The 19,414-nt window shown below is 43.1% G+C and carries 21 protein-coding genes; 11 read left to right on the top strand and 10 right to left on the bottom strand.

All coding sequences use genetic code 11. The features are described 5' to 3' along the window. Positions 1-25 precede the first annotated feature (25 nt). The 8 genes from NZ583_03300 (at position 26) to NZ583_03265 (ending at position 7,304) form a co-directional block, all read left to right on the top strand. A complete protein-coding gene (locus tag NZ583_03300; GenBank protein ID MCS7280640.1) occupies positions 26-1,687 on the top strand; it encodes an FAD-binding protein in 1,662 nt (553 codons plus the stop codon). 3 nt (positions 1,688-1,690) lie between these two features. Then, the gene (locus tag NZ583_03295; GenBank protein ID MCS7280639.1) at positions 1,691-1,921 is read left to right on the top strand and encodes a ferredoxin family protein; all 231 of its coding nucleotides are present in this window, start codon (positions 1,691-1,693) and stop codon (positions 1,919-1,921) included. After that, a complete protein-coding gene (locus NZ583_03290; protein ID MCS7280638.1) occupies positions 1,914-2,885 on the top strand; it encodes a tripartite tricarboxylate transporter substrate binding protein in 972 nt (323 codons plus the stop codon). Before NZ583_03295 ends, NZ583_03290 begins: the two co-directional genes overlap by 8 nt. Before the next feature lie 4 nt (positions 2,886-2,889). Beyond that, positions 2,890-3,312, top strand: a complete 423-nt coding sequence (locus tag NZ583_03285; protein MCS7280637.1) for a tripartite tricarboxylate transporter TctB family protein — start codon at positions 2,890-2,892, stop codon at positions 3,310-3,312. A 1-nt stretch (position 3,313) separates the two neighbouring features. Continuing rightward, entirely contained in the window at positions 3,314-4,792 is a 1,479-nt protein-coding gene (locus NZ583_03280; protein MCS7280636.1) for a tripartite tricarboxylate transporter permease, read from the top strand. 17 nt (positions 4,793-4,809) lie between these two features. Then, positions 4,810-5,808, top strand: coding sequence for an amidohydrolase (locus NZ583_03275; protein MCS7280635.1), 999 nt, complete (start codon positions 4,810-4,812; stop codon positions 5,806-5,808). Between the two features lie 685 nt (positions 5,809-6,493). Further along, on the top strand, positions 6,494-6,700 hold the full coding sequence (locus NZ583_03270) for a hypothetical protein (GenBank protein MCS7280634.1): 207 nt from the start codon (positions 6,494-6,496) through the stop codon (positions 6,698-6,700). A 31-nt stretch (positions 6,701-6,731) separates the two neighbouring features. Continuing rightward, positions 6,732-7,304 carry a hypothetical protein gene (locus tag NZ583_03265; protein MCS7280633.1) on the top strand — a complete coding sequence of 191 codons (573 nt, stop codon included), beginning with the start codon at positions 6,732-6,734 and terminating at the stop codon, positions 7,302-7,304. On the opposite strand, the gene NZ583_03260 is transcribed toward NZ583_03265, so the two are convergent. The 4 genes from NZ583_03260 to NZ583_03245 form a co-directional block, all read right to left on the bottom strand. Continuing rightward, positions 7,275-9,125: a TRAP transporter permease gene (locus NZ583_03260; protein ID MCS7280632.1), complete on the bottom strand. Its 1,851-nt coding sequence runs from the start codon at positions 9,123-9,125 to the stop codon at positions 7,275-7,277. The genes NZ583_03265 and NZ583_03260 overlap by 30 nt on opposite strands. An 18-nt stretch (positions 9,126-9,143) precedes the next feature. Beyond that, complete coding sequence (locus tag NZ583_03255; protein ID MCS7280631.1) at positions 9,144-10,091, bottom strand: TAXI family TRAP transporter solute-binding subunit; 948 nt, start codon at positions 10,089-10,091, stop codon at positions 9,144-9,146. A gap of 78 nt (positions 10,092-10,169) precedes the next feature. Continuing rightward, a complete protein-coding gene (locus NZ583_03250; protein ID MCS7280630.1) occupies positions 10,170-11,723 on the bottom strand; it encodes a long-chain-fatty-acid--CoA ligase in 1,554 nt (517 codons plus the stop codon). 52 nt (positions 11,724-11,775) lie between these two features. After that, positions 11,776-12,234, bottom strand: a complete 459-nt coding sequence (locus NZ583_03245) for a hypothetical protein (protein ID MCS7280629.1) — start codon at positions 12,232-12,234, stop codon at positions 11,776-11,778. Positions 12,235-12,337: 103 nt separating this feature from the next. Between NZ583_03245 and NZ583_03240 the strand changes: the two genes are divergently transcribed. The 3 genes from NZ583_03240 to NZ583_03230 all read left to right on the top strand — a co-directional run bounded on the left by NZ583_03240 (position 12,338) and on the right by NZ583_03230 (position 14,390). Beyond that, positions 12,338-12,877, top strand: coding sequence for a flavodoxin family protein (locus NZ583_03240; GenBank protein ID MCS7280628.1), 540 nt, complete (start codon positions 12,338-12,340; stop codon positions 12,875-12,877). Continuing rightward, positions 12,874-13,590, top strand: coding sequence for a tRNA 2-thiocytidine(32) synthetase TtcA (locus NZ583_03235; protein ID MCS7280627.1), 717 nt, complete (start codon positions 12,874-12,876; stop codon positions 13,588-13,590). Before NZ583_03240 ends, NZ583_03235 begins: the two co-directional genes overlap by 4 nt. A 128-nt stretch (positions 13,591-13,718) precedes the next feature. Next, positions 13,719-14,390 (top strand): hypothetical protein, encoded by a 672-nt coding sequence (locus NZ583_03230; GenBank protein ID MCS7280626.1) that lies wholly within the window; start codon positions 13,719-13,721, stop codon positions 14,388-14,390. Positions 14,391-14,420: 30 nt separating this feature from the next. Here NZ583_03230 and NZ583_03225 read toward each other — a convergent pair whose 3' ends face one another. The 6 genes from NZ583_03225 to NZ583_03200 are packed head-to-tail and all read right to left on the bottom strand — an operon-like array spanning position 14,421 to position 19,413. Beyond that, positions 14,421-14,594 carry a Trm112 family protein gene (locus tag NZ583_03225; protein ID MCS7280625.1) on the bottom strand — a complete coding sequence of 58 codons (174 nt, stop codon included), beginning with the start codon at positions 14,592-14,594 and terminating at the stop codon, positions 14,421-14,423. Beyond that, positions 14,594-16,210: a 30S ribosomal protein S1 gene (locus tag NZ583_03220; protein ID MCS7280624.1), complete on the bottom strand. Its 1,617-nt coding sequence runs from the start codon at positions 16,208-16,210 to the stop codon at positions 14,594-14,596. Before NZ583_03220 ends, NZ583_03225 begins: the two co-directional genes overlap by 1 nt. Further along, positions 16,203-17,042, bottom strand: coding sequence for a 4-hydroxy-3-methylbut-2-enyl diphosphate reductase (gene ispH / locus NZ583_03215; GenBank protein MCS7280623.1), 840 nt, complete (start codon positions 17,040-17,042; stop codon positions 16,203-16,205). The genes NZ583_03220 and ispH overlap by 8 nt, the downstream gene beginning before the upstream one ends. Then, positions 17,029-17,691 (bottom strand): (d)CMP kinase, encoded by a 663-nt coding sequence (cmk, locus tag NZ583_03210; protein MCS7280622.1) that lies wholly within the window; start codon positions 17,689-17,691, stop codon positions 17,029-17,031. Before cmk ends, ispH begins: the two co-directional genes overlap by 14 nt. Position 17,692: 1 nt before the next feature. After that, positions 17,693-18,760: a histidinol-phosphate transaminase gene (gene hisC / locus NZ583_03205; GenBank protein ID MCS7280621.1), complete on the bottom strand. Its 1,068-nt coding sequence runs from the start codon at positions 18,758-18,760 to the stop codon at positions 17,693-17,695. Beyond that, complete coding sequence (locus NZ583_03200) at positions 18,757-19,413, bottom strand: histidinol phosphate phosphatase domain-containing protein (protein MCS7280620.1); 657 nt, start codon at positions 19,411-19,413, stop codon at positions 18,757-18,759. Before NZ583_03200 ends, hisC begins: the two co-directional genes overlap by 4 nt. Position 19,414: the final 1 nt, after the last annotated feature.

The following is a 19,414-nucleotide window of genomic DNA, read 5'->3' as shown; positions in this document are numbered from 1 at the left end:
TCTTAACCATTTATAGTCTATTGTTATGGTTTTTTCCTACCCCATAGAAATGTATACTACTGATGTATTGTGTGTTGGTGGTGGAATAGCTGGACTTATGGCTGCCATTTCAGCAAAAGACAAAGGCGCGGATGTGATTGTAATTGAAAAAGGCAATGCCGAATTCAGCGGTCGTGGAAGATCTGGAAACGATCATTTCTGGTGTTACATCCCTGAAGTACACGGAGCGGATCTTGACTCCTTTTTAAAAGAGTGTCTTAAAGGCCCGAAGCTTGCGATCATGCAATCTGGTACACCTCCTGCGGTGATAAAAAAATTTCTTGAACATTCATTTGAAATCGTAAAGGTGTGGGACGACTGGGGAATACCGATGAGGAATGGAAAGAAATGGGAATTTGCGGGCCATTCTTTTCCCGGGGAGGTTTTTACCCATCTAAAATACAGGGGCAAAAATCAAAAAAAGGTTCTTTACAGAAAGGCTCAGGAAAGGGGAGTGAAGATTCATAACAGAGTGATGGCAAAGGATTTGATCATAGAAGAAGACTCTCCGTGTGCGGTTTTGGCGATTCATACGAGGGAAGAAAAGATTCATGTGTATGTTTCCAGGGCTGTTGTTCTTGCAACGGGAACGACAGATAGGCTATACCCTCCTCCAGTACCTGGTTGGCTCTCCAGCACCCCTAATTGCCTAACATTGACAGGGGATGGCAGGGCAATGGCGCTCAGGGCGGGCATAGATATAGTGAGTCCCGAATTGCCAAAAAGGCACATGGGACCTAAGTACTTTGCCAGGTTTGGGCAGGCAACTTGGGTTGGAGTGCTAAAGGACGGGAACGGTAAACCCTGCGGCCCATACGTTAAGAGGCCAGAAAGGTTGTACGGTGATATGGTACTCGAGGCAAGGCCAGATTTGCCTGAAATATTAGTTCGAAAAGGAAGAGGCCCTGTCTATATGGATATGGAGGGCATAACCGATGAAGACTACGAATACATGATTGAATTTTTCTTACACGAAGGGATGGCTTCTCTTCTCGATCACGTAAAAGAAGAAGGGATTGACCTCAAAAAGGACAAGGTAGAATTCATGACGTATCATCTAATTCCTGAAGGGAAAATATGGATAGATACAGAATGTAGGACTTCAAAGCCACAAGTCTTTGCAGCCGGTGATGAGGTAATGGTCGGAGTGGGGCCTGCGGCAACACTTGGCTGGATTGCCGGACAAAATGCGGCAAGCCTGGTAAATAAGGTGGAAAAAAAGGAATCTATGATACTCAAGGAGCTTACAGCGCGTCTTCAGGAATTTTTGGCAGAAATTAGAAACAGAAAAGTTGGGGCTACTTGGTTTGAGGCCAATATATGTCTTCAACAGATAATGTGGGACTATGCGGGAACTTTGAGGTATGAAAACCTTCTCTGTGCTGGATACGAGAATTTGAAAAGGCTAAAAGAAAAATTTTACAAGACCGCCACTGCCAGAAATCAATGGGAAGTTGCAAGAGTACTAGAGGTATTTAACCTTCTTGATCTTGCGGAAATTGTATTTTTAGGTGCGATCGAGAGAAAGGAAAGTAGAGGCTTTCATAAGAGGATGGATTATCCTTTCCTAGATCCTAGCTTAAACGAGAAAGGGCTTTTCTTCCGCAAAGAGGATGGAAAATTAGTATACACTTGGAAAAGAATCTGATTTATGCCTCCAGTGATAGAACCTGAGCTCTGTTCGGCCTGCGGAAAATGTGTTGATGTGTGCTCGGAAGATGTGTATTTTGGCAGCGAAAAAGACAGTGTCCCTCATGTTGCCTACCCGGAATTCTGCTTTCACTGTCGATTGTGTGTAGAGGAATGTCCGAACGGGGCTATAAAGCTTAGGATACCACTGCCTTTGATGTTATCCTATAAAAGGGGAGGGAACCATGTTTAAAAAAATTCTCTTTATTTTGCTCTTAGCCTTTATTTGTGGAAAGGTTTTTGCCGCCGGATATCCGGAAAGACCTATAACTGTATATGTGGCATTCACAGCTGGTGGATCGATGGATCTTACAACGAGGGCCCTGTGCTCGGCTGCTGAAAAATTTTTGGGGACCAGTTTCATTATCGAGTATAAGCCTGGAGGTGGCGGAACAGTAGCACCTACCCTGATTTCGACCGCAAAACCTGACGGATACCTCCTTTGTGCTGCAACTAGTACAGGCATAATAAGGGCACCACACTTTCAGCAAGTGAGTTTCAAACCTTTAGCGAGCTTTACTCCAATTGTTGCGTTTGCGTCTCCACAGAATGCAACATGTGTGAGAAAAGACGCTCCCTGGAAGACTCATGCAGAGCTCGTGGAGTACGCAAAAAAGAATCCGGGCAAGCTAAAGTACAGCTCAGCCGGAGTTGGCACTGCCATGCACCATGCGATGGAATACGTGAAATTCAAAGATAAACTCGACATAATCCATGTCCCCTATCCCGGGTCAAAAGATGCTCTTGTTGCTCTCCTTGGAGGTCACGTGGATATCTGCTCTTCCGGACCGGAGCATGCTCCATATGTGAGATCGGGTGAGATCAGAGTACTTGCTTACCATCAGGCAACAAGAAATCCTAAGCATCCTGAAGTCCCTACTTTAAAGGAACTGGGATACGACTTTGTTAACGAAACGGTATTTTCTATTCTGGGCCCTGCAAAGATGCCTGATGAGGTGGTCAGAAAATTGGAGGATGCCTTTAGCAAGGCAAAAGATTCACCTGAGTTCAAGCGCGTTCTCGATAGTTTGGACATGATACCGATATTTATGGGATCGAAGGAGTACACGGAATATTTAAGGACCATGTGGTTCAAACTGGAAAAGACTCTGAAAGAAACCGGGCTTATTAAGGAATCGGCAACCAGACCGTACTAAGGGGATGAAGAAAGGGCAGATAGCTTCGCTTCTTTTCCTACTGGTCGGTATCTACGTGCTTTATGTTTCGTTCAAGCTGAAGATCGGTTTTTCTTCGCCCGGACCTGGCTTTCTGCCCTTTTTTTCATCGTCGATACTCATTATTCTTTCGGTAGTCTTGTACATGAAGAGTAAAGCGGATGAGGTCCCAATTTACTGGAAAAGGCCTGTATTAGTCTTCACTCTCCTCTTTACGTATGCCTTGGTCCTTGAACTTTTAGGGTTTCTCGTAGCGACTATACTTTTTATGATCTTTATCTTTGCACTCTGCGGTTTTAAATTACCAAGATCGGTCATCTATTCTCTTTCGGCATCATTTCTATCATATATCGTTTTTAAGATCCTTCTTCAGGTGCCACTACCCCGAGGAAGCCTTTTTGGGGGTTGAAGTGGTAAGCGATACACTTTCTAGTTTGATTTATGGTTTTTCAATCGCACTGACCCCCGAAAATCTGATTTTGTGTTTGGCGGGAGCTACACTAGGAACCCTAATTGGGGTTTTGCCTGGTCTTGGGCCTGTTGCAGCCATTTCCATACTCCTTCCTTTGACATTCAAGTTACCGCCTGCCGGATCGATAATTATGCTTGCCGGGATATACTACGGGGCCATGTACGGCGGATCCACAACATCAATTCTTCTTAACGTCCCTGGCGAGGCGGCAAGTGTAATCACCTGTCTCGATGGCTACCAAATGGCAAGGGCTGGCCGCGCTGCATCTGCTTTAGCCATAGCCGCAATCGGTTCATTCATAGCCGGAACTTTTGGAATAATAGGGCTTACGCTTATCGCAAAACCCCTTGTGGGTTTAGCCTTAAGATTCGGTCCTTGTGAGTATTTTGCTTTGGTTTTGCTTGGACTCACTTTCGTCGTTTACGTCTCCCACGGCTCTAGGATAAAAGCTTTCATAATGTGTGTTTTTGGACTCATTCTTGGGTGTGTGGGACTCGATCCTATCACATCCGCACAGCGTTTCACCTTTGGCATTCCTTATCTTTTCGAGGGCTTAGGCATAGCACAGGTGGCAATGGGTCTTTTCGGAATAGGAGAAGTTCTCGTAAACATGGAAAGAATTGTAGAACCCGAGCTCGTAAGAACAAAGATCAGAAACCTCTTCCTCACTTACCGGGACTGGTTGGAGGCCAAATGGGCTATTCTTAGGGGCTCATTGGTCGGTTTTATGCTCGGTTTACTACCTGGTGGCGGACCAGTTGTGGCTTCATTTCTGGCATATGGCGTCGAGAAGAGGTTCTCAAAAAGTCCTGAGAAGTTTGGGTCTGGAGCAGTAGAAGGGGTTGCTGCGCCTGAATCTGCAAACAACGCAGCTGCTTCAACTTCTTTTGTCCCTCTTCTAGTGCTAGGTATTCCTCCCAACGTTATGCTTGCGGTCCTTTTTGGAGCTTTCCTCGTACACGGAATAGTTCCCGGTCCGCTTTTACTTAAAGAGAAACCGGACATCTTCTGGGGAGTAATAAGTAGCATGTACATCGGAAATGTGATGTTACTCATACTCAACCTTCCCCTTATCCCGCTTTGGGTTCAAATACTTAAGATATCACCCAGGATTCTTTACCCGCTCATTCTTCTTTTGTGTGTTATAGGGGCGTATAGTATAAATAACAGTGTGTTCGACGTTTACGTCGTTTGCGTCTTTGGGCTCATCGGCTATTTTTTGAGGAAGCTTGAGTTTGAACCTGCTCCATTGGTCTTGTCGATGGTTCTCTCGAAATTATTGGACCTCAACATGCGCCAGATGCTGATTGCGTTTCAGGGCGATTACCTGACCCTTTTTAGGCGACCAATTTCTCTCACCATAATTCTTGTCGTTTTGATCCTTGTGATCTCCGCTTTCAAGAAGAAGCGAAAATAAGGTTTTAGGAGGGAAGTATGAAGATAGATATCTTTAATCACGTCATGCTTCCTAAGTACAAGGAAGCTCTTTACAAATACGCCGATAGGTTTCCTACCGAAAAGGCGGTGCAAGATAAACGTCCTATCCTTACCGACTTTTATGGAAGGATAAAAAAAATGGAAAAGTACGAAGGATACAAACAGGTTATCTCGACGACGATGCCTCCCATCGAAGAGGTAGTTAGCGACCCCGATGAGGCTTTGCGTCTCGCACGTATATGTAACGATGAAATGGCAGAACTAGTAGAGAATTATCCTGACAGATTTGTGGGAGCCATCGCAAATATCCCACTTAACAACATAAGTATCGCTATTGAGGAGACAAAGAGGGCTATAGAAAAGCTTAAATTTAAAGGTATTCAGATCTACACTAGGGTTCTTGGAAAACCACTAAGTTCTGAAGAGCTCTTTCCGCTTTACAAACTTATGGCAGATTATGATCTTCCCATCTGGATACATCCCATGAGAAGCTCTAGTGAGCCCGATTACGCCGTAGAGCAATTCTCTTACCACCAGATATTTTCGATATTTGGATGGCCTTTTGAAACTGCAAAAGCCATGACGAGGCTTGTATTTTCTGGCATATTTGAGCGTCTACCAAACATCAAATTTATAACTCATCATGCCGGTGGTATGATACCTTATCTTTCGAATCGCATAGTTGTCCATTACGACAATGGACTGGAACGGCTCGGACTCAAGTTTTTTCCTGGTTTAAAAAAACATCCGATCGAATACTATAGGATGTTCTATGCGGATACTGCACTGAATGGAAATCCTCTGGCTTTAAGATGCGCCCTTGAGTTCTTTGGCGAAGATCATCTCCTTTTTGGAACTGACATGCCGTACGATGTGGAAAATGGCGATATATCAATCCGTTCCACCATTGAGGCTTTGGAGAGTATGATAGACTCACACTCTGTAAAGGAAAAGGTCTTTTACAAAAACGCCCAAAGGATCCTTAAGTTAAACTAAAAGAACTAAAAAAACTTTTTACTTTGAAAACGGCTTGAGAAAAAATTGAAAAATGTCAAATTCTGTATCGTGCATTTAACCTTCAACGTTGTATAATCGACTCACACGTGAAGATTCTTCTTCACCCAAAAAGTGGCGCCCTCGGCTTTACCCGGATGGTTGTTGCGGAGCCTTAGGGTTTAGAATGTATAGCTGGCGACAATAAAGAGGATGAAATACAGATATTGGATTTGAGGTTCGAAAAAAGACTCCACTCCTTTCTTTCATACTTCCGTCCGGACGTACGCGGGATATAAACCTTTCTTACACCGTAGATCACAATCCTCTCGTAAAGCTTAAAAAAAGGATAAAAGAGATATTACCCAAAACAATGATAGCCGTAGGGGGAGAGCACGCTTCGCTTAATCTTACCACTCTTTCGGACAGTACATGCGACGTAGTTGTGATTGGGGAGGGTGAGAGGACATTTTCTAAATTGATGGTATTCGGAAGGGGCTGATCTCAAGGAGGTTAAGGGACTTGCAATAAGGGAAAACGAAAGATTCTTTTTCAGAGGGGAAGGCTAAAAAAGACGACCTGGACTCCCTTCCAATCCCGAGAAGGGATTTGTGAAGAGACAAAATTATCATCTTGGGTTTCAAAAATCTTTGGCTCTTTTTAAAACATCGAGGGGTTGTTTTCATCGGTGCTCTTTTTTTATGTATGGCAGTTTTACGAAAGACAAGTGAGGATGAAGACTGCCGAGAGGGTCGTTGAAGAACTCAATCGACTCGATGAACCCTGCGTCCTACTTGTGGACAAAAATTTTCTTCGGAGTCCAAAAAGGGCAGAAAGAATAGCTCTTTTAATTAAGAGAATTTGGGATAAAAAAACGTTACACGTTCCAAGCTAGAAGCGACACCATCGCAACTTACGCTGATCTTGTGAAGCTTTGGAAAAAAATATGGCTTAGGGGCGTATTTATTGGGTTCGAAAAAAGAGACGACGAAGAATTATACGCCCGTAATAAAAAGACGAAGGTACGTTTTAACGACATGGTCATTGAGCGTTTAAGAGATCTAAAGATTCAGGTCTGGGCTTCTTTCATAATAGATCCGGCATACGGCAAGGAAGATTTTAGAAAGATCTCTACCTATCTTGTCTCTAGGGGCATAAAGACACCTACTTTTTCTGTCTTCACCCTCCTTCACGGAACAAAGCTTTACGAAGATCTCAAAAGTGAAATAACTTCCTTCGATTTTGATCTTTTCGACATAGCCCACTCTGTTTTGCCAACTAAACTCGATCTCGAAGATTTCTATAAGGAATTCTGTAACCTTTACAAAATTTCCTATTTTAGCCCGTGTCTGATATGGGAAGGCATAAAAGCTTATCTATCGGGAAAATTTAAACTCTCTGAGCTTTTCGGAATGCTGTTTTCGGAAAAAAACTCCAAGACCATAGATACTACCTTAAGGCTCACAGAACTAATTAGCGGTAAATTTTTTTCTTCTTGAAAGTCTCAGCTGGTTTAGGAGTACCGGCAAGAAAAAGAGAAGGGATAGGAGGTCAGTCGTGAGCCTAGGCTCAATTAGGCATATTGAGCTAAAAAATACTAATGCTCTTTCCCAGATAGAGAGATTCGTCAAAAGCCAGCCTATGGTTGACGATGCAAGTAAAGACGTCCCAACAAATGCGGTAAGGCTGATCCACAGTATTTCTAAAAACTTACCCTGCATTAGAAGAGCCGGATTAAAGACGAATATGTAAGGAATTATGAATGCGGCAAGCCCGATCCTACATGCAGTCCAGCCTGTCTTCATGGGGTCACTTTTTGCAATCCCTGCTCCCGCATAGGCTGCAAGTGCGACGGGTGGAGTTATCGCTGATATGATGGCAAAGTAAAAGACAAAAAGGTGGGCTGCAAGCACGTTCACTCCAAGATTTTTGAGGGCCGGTACGGCAAGGATAGCACATATTATGTACGCCGCTGTTGTTGGAAGACCCATACCGAGTATCAAAGAGGCGATCATTGTGAAGATGAGAGTTAAATAAATGTTTCCATGAGCCAAAGAAAGAACCATCCCTGAAAATTTAAGACCCAATCCCGTAAGCGTGACAACTCCAACGACAATCCCTGCGGCGGCACACGCTGCAACAACACTTAACGCCCCTTTGGCCCCGGCCTCTAATGCTCTAACAAATCCCCGAACCCCGAGTCTTGTCTCTTTTTTTACAAAACTCAGTATAATTGCCGATATAATTGCCCAAAAGGCAGCATAAGAAGGAGATGTAAGTCTTACGGCGAGAAAATAAACGAGAACAAACGCAGATATTGCAAGGTATCCCTGACTCTTCAAGGTGTGGCCAAGTTTTGGAACTTCTTCGTCTGTAAGTCCCCTAAGACCCGATCTTTTCGCCTCAAGATGAACCGCTGTAAAAAGTCCTGTGTAGTAAAGTATTGCCGGAATTAGTGCGGCGATACATATGTTGAGATAGCTTATTCCTGTCATCTCTGATATAACGAATGCCGCAGCTCCCATAACGGGAGGCATCAGTTGTCCGCCGCTTGATGCAACAGCTTCAACGGCTCCAGCAAAATGGGGACGATAGCCTGTTTTTTTCATAAGAGGAATCGTGTACGTTCCAGTTCCTACGACATTTGCCACAGCACTTCCAGAAATTGTGCCAAAAAAACCACTAGATATCACCGCAACCTTTGCCGGTCCACCTACGGCCTTGCCTGCTATACTATTGGCGAGATTAATAAAAAAATCTCCCGTCTTTGTAGCCTCTAGAAATGCGCCAAAAATAACGAAAAGTATTACGAACGTTGCTGAAACACCAATCGGTATGCCGTATATCCCCTCTAAGGTGGTATACATATGGGCCGCTATCCTCTCTAAGTCGTATCCCTTGTGGGCTATTGTTGACGGAAGGTATGGACCAAAATAGGCATAGAAGAGAAAAACGAGGGCTACAATCACGAGGGGAAGCCCTATGACCCTTCTTGTCATTTCAAGAACAAGACCGATTGTTAGTAACCCAAAGAAGACATCCCATTTGCTTGGCATTCCTGCCCGATCGATGATAGCGTCCATGTTGACGAGTATGTAGAGTCCCGAAAGAATACTGAGGCCCGAAAGAACAACATCGAGTAACCCTATCTCTTTTCCTTTCAGGGCAGGATAGGTGAGGAAGGCCACAACAAGACCCAAACTTAAATGCACGACCCTTTGTGTCCACGGATCTAAACTTCCAAATCCTCCGGTGTAAAGGTGAAAAAGTGACATTGCAACGGCAAAAAGAACCCCCACTATTTTTGCGAGTTTTGTCATGGCCCCTCTCTTTTTAGGTTACTTTATAACCTTAATCTCCTTGTAGTATCTTAAGGCCCCAGGGTGTATGGGGATCGGGCTCTTTGTAGCCGAAATTTCCGGACTAGTAAATTCAGCAATTTTGTGGGTGTCCACCAACATCTTTTTATTTTCAAAGATTGCCTTCGTGATCCTGTAAACAAGATCCTCTGGCAGATCTTTGTGGCAGACAACTGAATTCCAAACCGCAATCGTGGGCACGTCTTCTGTTTGACCTTTGTAAGTATTTTTTGGAATGACTGTAGCAACATAATAGGGGTAGGATTTTTCTATTATCTCTATCTCTTCTTTCGAGAACGGAATGAATCTGATCTCGTGGGTTGTTGCAAGATCTATGATAGAAGAAGTCGGTGGAGCAACAGACCATATACCAACTTCAATCGTTCCGTCCCTAAGCTGTGTTGTGTTCTCAGCAAAAGAGAGCCTAAAAACCTTCATGTCTTTGTAATGAACCCCTAAGGCGGGAAGAACCTGGCTCGTCTTGAGTTCTGTTCCACTTCCGGGTGCGCCAACAGAGACTTTTTTGCCTTTCAAATCCGAAATTCTGTAAATTGGATATTTCTTTAGTGTCACAATGTGATAGAGATTAGGATACATCTGAAAGACAGTTCTTAAAGAGTCTATCTTTCCATCCGCAAACTTTCCCTCTCCCTTATACGCCTGGTATACTGTGTCGTTCATTGCAAGGCCAAGCTCCGCCTTTTTTAAACCGACAAGCCTCACATTCTCAACTGAAGCGCCCGTTACCTCCGCAGTCGCCGTAACGCCCGGAACGTACTTCGATATAATCTCAGCCATTGTGCCCCCGTAAGGATAGTATACGCCTCCTGTCCCGCCAGTCGCGATTGTGATCTTCGTCTGTGCTAAACCAAGAGACGCCGAAAGCATAAAAGTTAAAATTGTGGCCACAAACACAATTTTTTTCATGGGACCCCTCCTTCATTTTTGTTTCTGTATACAATATATGTGCATAGCCCCTTTGTCAAGGAATTTTTGAACTTGATTCTACTTTTCACTCTTGAACTGCTCCCTCAAAATCCTTTTGGCAATTTTTCCCGACCCAGTTTTGGGCAACTCATCCAAAAAGAAAATCTTTTTAGGCGCTTTGTATCTTGCAAGCCGCTCCTTACAAAAATCTATCAATTCCTGTTCATTCGCGTAAGTTTCTGGCTTAAGTACAACTGCAGCGCAGACTATCTCTCCCCACACCTCGTCTGGCAAACCGAAGACAGCGGCCTCTAACACTTTTGGATTTTCGTAAAGAACCGCCTCCACCTCGGTGGAATAGACATTTTCACCTCCAGTTATTATCATATCCTTTTTTCTATCGACTATGTTTACGTAACCTTCTTTGTCTATTGTGGCCAGATCCCCTGTATAAAGCCATCCGTCTTTTAGTGTTTTCTGTGTCTCCTCTGGTAATTTCCAGTATCCACTCATAACGCTGTCACCTTTTACTATTATTTCTCCGACTTCCTTTCCGTCTGGCTCCACCTCTTTTCCATCATCTCTTACAACTTTAAGATCGATACACAAAAACGGTCTTCCCGTCTTTGCTTTGAATGTGAACTGTTCTTCCGGAGGAAGTTTTTTGAGATGGTCTTTAAGTATCGATACAGTAAGGTAGGGACTTGTCTCGGTCATACCGTAAGTCTGAATGTAGTCACATCCGAAACCTTCCATTATCATTCGCACAAGCTCAGGTGCTATCGGAGCTCCTCCGCTTAACATGACTCTTAAGCTCGAGTAGTCAAACTTTCGAAAATCCGGATGCTTTACGAGAAGGTTCAACATCGTTGGAATCATGTTAGTTATCGTGACCTTTTCTTTTTCGATCGTCTCTAACACTTCTTTCGGATCGAACCTCTTTACCATCACATGGGTTCCTCCAACCCAGGTTACTGCCCATGTGGCCCATGCATCGGCCAGGTGGAACATGGGAGCGACATGTAACCACACATCTTCATCCGTAAGCTTAAGTTCAGCAATAGCAGAAAGGGCGTGAATGTAACAGTTTTTATGGGAGAGCATCACCCCTTTTGGCCTCCCGGTTGTGCCGCTGGTGTAATATATTTGAGCAGTAAGATCGTCTCCCGGTCCCCATTTTTCGTCATAAATTGAAGATTCACCTGAAATGGCCCGTTCGTACGATTGATAGTCATCGCTTGGCGGATCTATCCAAAAAACCGGTACGTTTTTCCCCTCATTACGTATCCAGTCGGAAAGTAAATGTTCAAAATCGAAATGGCTAATGAGTAGAGAGACTTCAGCATCTTTTAGGATGAAGTGCACCTCTTGAGGACTTAGTCTAAAGTTTATGGGAACGAGAAATGCGCCGACGATGGCGCACGAAAAGTACGCTTCAAAGAATCTGTGGCAGTTGTACGAGATGATGGCAACGCTTCTTTTTGGCCCTATTCCATTTTTTCTTAAAAGGTTGCAGAGTCTTAATACCCTTTCTCTAACCTCTCTGTAGGTGAATCTTCCCGAGTGGCAAATCATAGCCTTTTTTGAAGGATAAAGTGTTGCGGACCTTTCTAATAGCTGGCCAAGATGCATATGGCACCCCCATTAGGAAGTTTTTAATATTATGTGACAAGTAAGACACAAGTTAATGTACCCAAATATAACACAGAATGAGAAAAAGTCCGTATGCAAAAAATGCTCCGCGTATCTCTATCTCAATAGACATGTCCGCGTATTTTTCAATTCCGACAGACCTATCTTTGATTTTCAAGCTAAAATTTCTCTCTTCTGTGTTCCTTAAGCGGATGACTTTCCATCCCCTTTTAGTTTCAAAGTTGTCAAGCAGGTAGTATTCTTTTACTCCGTAAGAGTCTGTAATAACCTCTGAAAGTTCTATATAACCTCTTTCAACTCTAAGCACCTCTTTAACCTCTCTTTCGTAGATAGAATTTACGTGTGAAAGTTCTAAAGTGTCTCCGTCTTTCACGGAAGTGTAGTATATTGTCTTTCCCGGCGAAACTCTAACAAGAATGATCTCTGTCTCCAAAAAGAGAAAAAATACGATCGCTGTAAGTTTTAATAGATCTAGAGACCTATTTTGCACCACTTTCCATTTTAGCTGTGTAAGTTTTACGGTTCAAACCCATTTTACATGGCGCATTCTTTCGTTTATTATTTTTAGCCAAAATGATAAAGGGAGGTTCTTTATGAACGTGACAGTTCTCTTCGGAAGTCCAAGAAGGGACGGAAATACCAAAAGGCTTCTAAATCACCTCATAGAGGGTTTAGAAAAGAAAGGACACTCCGTAAGGATTCTTTACCTTAACGATTTAAACATAAGGCCATGTCAGGGTTGTCTTATGTGTCTAGATGAAGGCAACTGCAAAATTAAAGACGATATGAAGGATGTTAGAAAGTATGTATACGATTCTGACATTATAGTCTTTGCTTCACCGGTTTACTGGTTTTCGGTTTCTGCCCAGTTAAAACTCGTAATCGATAGAATGATGGCGTTTATGGACAGGAATTATAATTCCAGGATAAAAGGTAAAAAAGCGATAACTCTAATGACCAGTGGCGGAGATGATAAGGATATGATGGATTCGGCCCTCATCATGTTTAGGAAGACCTTTAATCTTTTGGGAATTGACCACATAGGTCACATAGAAGCAAAAGGTTGCGACGAAAAAAAGGATGCCATAATGCTTGCTAAAAGTGACGTCGATCATCTACTTAAAGCCATATGAACGTGGACGGGCTCTTTTTCTTTACATCCAAAAAGGTAGGGAAGGCGATTTGGGATTATAAAATGATAGACGAAAAAGATAGAGTGTTAGTTGCGGTCTCAGGCGGGAAGGACAGTCTCTGCATGTTAAAGATACTCAAGGAAAGGATAAGGTTCGTTCCTAAAAAGTATGAGATCTTGGCTTGTTTTGTGGATATGGGCTTTGAGTGGATAGACAAGGATTGTCTCGTAAAATATTTTAAGAAGGAATCGATCGATTATGTTATAGCTTCACCCCCAGAAGCTTGGTGGAAAACAAATAAAAATTTCGACTGTTTTTGGTGTAGCTGGAATAGAAGAAAGGCCCTTTTCGATACGGCCAAAAAAGAAAAGTGCACAAAGATAGCCCTCGGACACCATATGGACGATATAGCCGAAACCATGCTTTTAAACCTCTTTTTTAATGGGGAGATATCGACGATGCGACCGTACCAAGAGATGTTCGGCGGTACTTTAGCCATCATTAGGCCGCTTGCTTATGTGGAGGAAAAGTACTTAAAAAAATTGTCCGAGGCTTTAGGCCTGCCAGTTATCGAATCTTTATGTCCGCAAAAAGACACATCCAAAAGAAGAAAGGTGAAAGAGATCATAAAAGAACTCGAAGCGATAAACCCGGACGTTAAGAAGAACATATTTAGGAGTTTAAAACGCGTAAGAACTCAGTACCTCCTGTGAACGGCGAATTAAAGTCTATATCAATTGGGAGCTATAAGATAGTCTTCAAAGGGAGTGTACTTTCGCAATACGAACTTGTAAGACTGGTGGAGAATTATTCAAAGGCTTCTCTTTTTAAAAGGGGAAAAGTGCTATTTATAAAATGCGACGGGAAGGTTCTTGCGTTACGGAAATATGTCCACGGAGGCTTACTAAGGCTCATAACCAGAGACAATTACTTTTCGGAAAAAAGGGCAATCCGAGAGCTGTCAGTCCTCTTTTACCTTAAAGAGAGGGGTTTTATCTGCCCCACTCCTTACTGCGCAATTGTCAAAAGGGGACTTCTCTTTAAAAAGCTTTACCTTATTACGGAACGGATTGAGAATTCCAAACCCTTTTTGGAAGTTTTGAAAGAGACGAGAGGTCTAAGAAGGGCAAGGTACATTTATTCCCTTGCGCGGCTTCTTGCCGAGCTTTATAATCTACGCCTGTTCCACCCTGATTTTCATCTACTGAATATACTTGCTATAGATTCGAAAAAACTTTGCGTTCTCGACTTTGACAGAGCAAAACTAAGAATGAGTAGAAGACCAAACGATTTAGTTAAAATGATACTCAGGCTCCACAGACACGTTAGGGCTTTTGAAAAAAAAGGAGAGTTGTACCTCGAAAAAAAGGAGAAAGTCTTACTTCTCAGGGCATGTGGTCGCATGATCGGTTTCGATCTTTTCCCCTATCTCAAAAAAAACCTCAAGAAGGAGGAGATCTTACAGGATCTCGGGTCTTTTGTGGAATCCTTAGTTTACCGAAATAGGAAATGAAACTAGGTCCTGGCAGGTTTCATAAAAAACTTAGGTATCAAACTTTTTCGCTTCATCGATAAGCATTATTGGAATATCATCGATTATTGGATAAATGAGCTTACAACTTTGGCAAACAAGACCATCTTCCTTTTCTGTAAGAACCACATCTCCTTTACACTTGGGACAGCAAAGGATTTCGAGTAGATCCTTGCTTATTGGCATTACTCCTCCCCTTTTTCAATTTCAACACCTTTTAAGCTCAAAGCTATCTTTTTCGCTTTCTCATCCACGTTTAGAATTCTCACCTTCAGCTTTTCGTCGATTTTAAAAATGTCCGCTGGCTTTTTGCCTTTGACTCCGTCCATCTGTGATACATGCACAAGTCCTTCAACACCCTCCTCAATTTCTACAAAGATTCCAAAATCGACGATGCTCGTAACATATCCCTCCACCACATCTCCAGATTTCAATCTTTCGGAAATGCCCATCCACGGATCGGTGGTTTTTAGCCTTTTTATGCTCAACGAAAACTTCTTCTGCTCTTTATCAACGTTAAGAACGAGGGCCTTAACGGTTTCACCCTTTTTAAACATCTCGGATAGCGGTAATTTTCTTCTTGACCATGATACCTCAGATATGTGTACTAACCCATCTATTCCTTCCTCAAGTCCAACAAATATGCCAAAGTCCGTATAGTTTTTTATTTTTCCCGTGACCACTGTTCCGGGCGGGTATAGAGTCTGTACCACCTCCCACGGATCGTAAAGTTGCTTCATACTCAGAGATATCCTTCTTTTCTCCTTGTCAACATCAAGCACCATAACATCTACAATCTTACCCTTCGAAAGGACCTCTTTTGGATTTTTTAAATTTTTGTCCCAGCTTATCTCACTTACATGTAAAAGACCTTCAACACCTTTTTCAAGCTCCACGAAGGCACCGTAATCCGTTAAGCCGACCACTTTTCCCTGGACCTTGGAACCTTTTTTGTACTTTTCATCTATCTTCTCCCAGGGATCTGGTTTTAGCCTCCTCATACTTAGCTTTACATTTTCGTTTTCCCTATCGAGCTCTATGATTTTCACCCGAATTTCGTCACCGGGGCGGAGATAGTCCCTGGGATGTAAAACTCTTCCCCAGCTTATCTCCTCAGCGGGGAGGAAACCGGATACCCCATCTAAATCAACGAGCGCTCCCTCATCACTTATTTTCCTTACAAGCCCATACATGGCTTCTCCCACTTTAGCGTTTTTCCAGAACTCTCTTCTTTTCCTCTCCGCTTCCTCTATTAGGTATAACTTCCTCGAGACAACAACACCACCTTTTTTGTTATTAACTTTTAGTACCTTGAACTTAGATCTCCTTCCAACAAATGACTCCGGGTTTTTCACAGGCCTTTTATCCGCATGGTTAAGAGGGAGGAAGGCTTTAATCCCTATATCAACGAGAAAACCGCCTTTTACCTGGGAGATAATCTCTCCGTCTACGAACTCTCCCCCTTCCAAAGATCGTCTTATCCTTTCCCATAGCCTCACGTTGTCGGCCTTCTGTTTAGATAAAAGCAGAAGTCCAAACTCTTTCTCTTTCCCCACAATCATTACCTCAAAAGTGTCACCTATAGAGACTTTGGGTTTCCCTTCCCGATCCAGAAACTCACTAAGGGGGACCTTTCCCTCAGATTTCAGTCCCACATCGACTATCACCGAGTCTTCACTTATGGCTATGACTTTTCCCTTAAGGATATTCCCTTCCTGAAGGTTTTTCATTGAAGATTCATAAAGTGCGTTGATCTCCGTGTCTACCTTTTCTTCTCTTCCGATTTCTACTATCTCAGCCATCCTTTCCCCCACACACGTTTTTTATGCGGTAATAGACCCTGTCCATAATAAAATCGGGCGTTGATGTTCCGCCAGTAAGGCCCACAACCCGGACACCTTTAAACCACAGGGGGTCTAAATCTTCCTCGTTCTCCACATGGTACGAACGAGGCCTTACGTTTTTTACAGCTTTGAATAGTTTTTTTGTGTTAGAACTCTCCTTCCCCCCTACGACTATCATAACATCGGCTATTTCGGCTATACTTATTGCCTCTTTCAGCCTTCTTTCCACGGCTTCGCATATTGTATTTACCACCTTTATCTCTTCCGCAGTCTCAAGAAGCCTATCTACGACTTTCTTTAGGACTTCGCGGCTCTGTGTAGTCTGGCTTACAATTCCTATCTTTTTGCCCTTTATCTCTTGCGGATGCTCAATTACAATACCATCATTCCCTACGTAACTCAATATACTTTTGACTTCTTGGTGCTCTCTGTCTCCGACTATTACAACCTTGTATCCGCTCTTTTTCAACTTGCAAGCTTCCTTTCTTACTCTCTTCACAAAAGGGCAGGTAGCATCTATAGCTTTTATTCTTTTGCTCCTTATGTAATCTTCCTCCTCTTTAAGTATCCCGTGAGTTCTAAAGACCACGGTCCCTCGAACCACTTCTTTTACGTCTTCTACAGGAATAACCCCTTTCTCCTCTAAAAGCCGAACCATATCAGGATTGTGAATTATGGGACCGATTGTGTAGATTGGGCCTTCTTTTTTTTCCAGTAATCGGGATACCATGTCAACTGCTCTTCGCACTCCGAAACAGAAACCCGAATTGTTTGCCCTAACTATCTCCATAATCAATCCGGATCCTTCTTAAAAGTTCGTCAACTACTTGCTCTACCGTCATATACGTAGTATCCAAATAGAAGGCACCTGGCGGAATAACAAGGGGAGCTATTTTCCTCTGGCTATCCTCTTTATCCCTTATTTCTATCTCTAGCTTTACAGTTTCAAAGTCTACATCATCTTTTTTTCTCTTTAATTCCAAGAACCTCCGTCTAGCCCTCTCCTCCAAATTAGCGTCGAGAAAAAATTTAAGATCCGCATCTGGAAAGACCACACTTCCCGTATCTCTCCCTTCTATTACTATTCCTCCGTTTTTCCCAGCCTCTCTTTGCAATTCTTTTAGGTACTCTCTAACAGCAGGATTCTTTGAAAGCTTAGATGCGAGCATCGAAATTTCGGGTTCCCGAAGTTCATCTCTGAGTTCCACCCCTTCAAAAAAAACTTTCGTTTCTTTTTCGAACTCGAAATTGAGCCCTAGATCCCTCAAAATATCCTCTATTTTAGCCACTTTCCCTTTCTGCTTATACGCATATGCAACCCCTCTGAACATCGCACCTGTGTCGATGTATTTGTAGTTCAGTTTTTCCGCTAGGATTTTAGCCACAGTGCTTTTCCCAGCTCCCGACGGGCCATCTATGGTGATTATCAGTTTTTTCATCTCAGCTTACAAGCCTCCTGAGTGTACCTAAGAACAACTCGGTCTCTTCTTTCTTTCCTACTGTAACTCGGACGTATTCCGGAAGCCCCATAGGCCCCATCCATCGGACTATAATACCTTGCTCTAAAAGCATTCTGCAAATATTCTCCGCCCCCTTCCCGAATTTTACTAGAACAAAATTCGCCTCACTGGGAACAAACTCGATTCCAATCTCGCGAAGACCATCGTAAAGTATCTCCTTTTGTTTTAAAATAGATTTTACGATCTTCTTAGTATATGAGGCATCCTCCAAAGCAGCTTTAGCCGCTACAAGTGCTAAACTACTTATGCTGAATGGCTGCCTTGCCTTATGGAGAATCTCTATAAACTCCGCATCGCCAATACCATAGCCAACTCTTAATCCTGCAAGTCCATACGCTTTGGAAAAAGTTCGCAGAGTTATAACCGGCACCCGTTCGATGTATTTGGACGAAGTCGGATACTCCTTCGATTCTACGAACTCGTAGTATGCTTCGTCTATCACTAGAAGAATCTCCGGGGGTATCTCCGCTATGAACGACTCAAACTCATCCCTTTTCATTATGGTCCCTGTAGGATTATTGGGATTCGAAAGGAATATGACCCTTACTTTCTCATCCAAGTTTTTTTTTATTTCATCGAGGGAAATGCGAAAATCTCTAAGGGGGACCCTAATTACCTCGTAGCCGTATATATTTGCCGCTATTGCGTAAAAAGCGAAAGTTGGATGGGGTATGATGACTTTGTTTTTACTCTCTTTTTTTGACACCTTCAATACAAGCTCTATGATCTCATTCGATCCACACCCGATTATCACATTCTCAGAAGCCACGTTGAATCTTTTCGCTATCGCCTCTTTTAACTCGTTTTCGCTGGGTGGATACCTGTTAAGATACATAAGAGAGTCTATGAGGGCGGAGATTACGTGCGGAGAAGGTGGATAGGGACTTTCGTTTGCGGAAAGTTGGACGAAGGAACCATTATACCCGTATGCGGAAGCCTTAGGGTAAGAAGGAAGGTTTTTTAGCCTTTCATCAACGCTGAATTTCATCTTCCTTTCCTTCTTTCAATTTCTTTTACAAACTCCCATGCAACTTTTTGCATTTCGTAAAAGTCGTCCTCATCCAACCCCGCACCAACGACGATCTTTTTCGCTAAAGTTTCGTCCACAAGGTCACTCGGGCTATGGGCATCACTTCCAAATATGAGCTTGGCCCCGTACTTTTTTGAAAGCATTGCCACTCTCCCGTTTCCCAAAGAATGTCCTTTCCTTGCGCTTATCTCCAAAAAAACTCCCATTTTTGCAGCAAGTTTCACATCCTCTTCATTTATTAGGCCTGGATGGGCTAGAATGTCACATCCTGCCTCTATAGCGGCTCTATTTGTACCTTCCTCAACCGGTTCGGTGATCGTTTCTCCGTGCACAGTTACATAACATATCCCTTCTTTTCTCACCCTTTCTATTACGTTTTTCAACATGGATGCAGGAACGTGGGTGAGCTCTATTCCCGGAACTATCTTAATTCCCCAGTATTGGCCTTCCGTTATCTTTAGGATGGACTGAGTTATTCTTTCGAAATTCGTTAAGTCAGCGTGATCGGATATCCCAATTACTTTGTACCCTTTTACGTATGCCCTTCGCGCAAGCTCGGACGGCACAAGTTCCCCGTCGCTCAGCAAAGAGTGGGTGTGAAGGTCTATCATG

It is taken from the genome of Thermodesulfobacteriota bacterium, assembly GCA_025062045.1.
Lineage (GTDB): Bacteria > Desulfobacterota > Syntrophorhabdia > Syntrophorhabdales > JANXAF01 > JANXAF01.
Note: the sequence above shows the minus strand (reverse complement) of the source record. Positions and strands in the feature narration are given on the sequence as shown.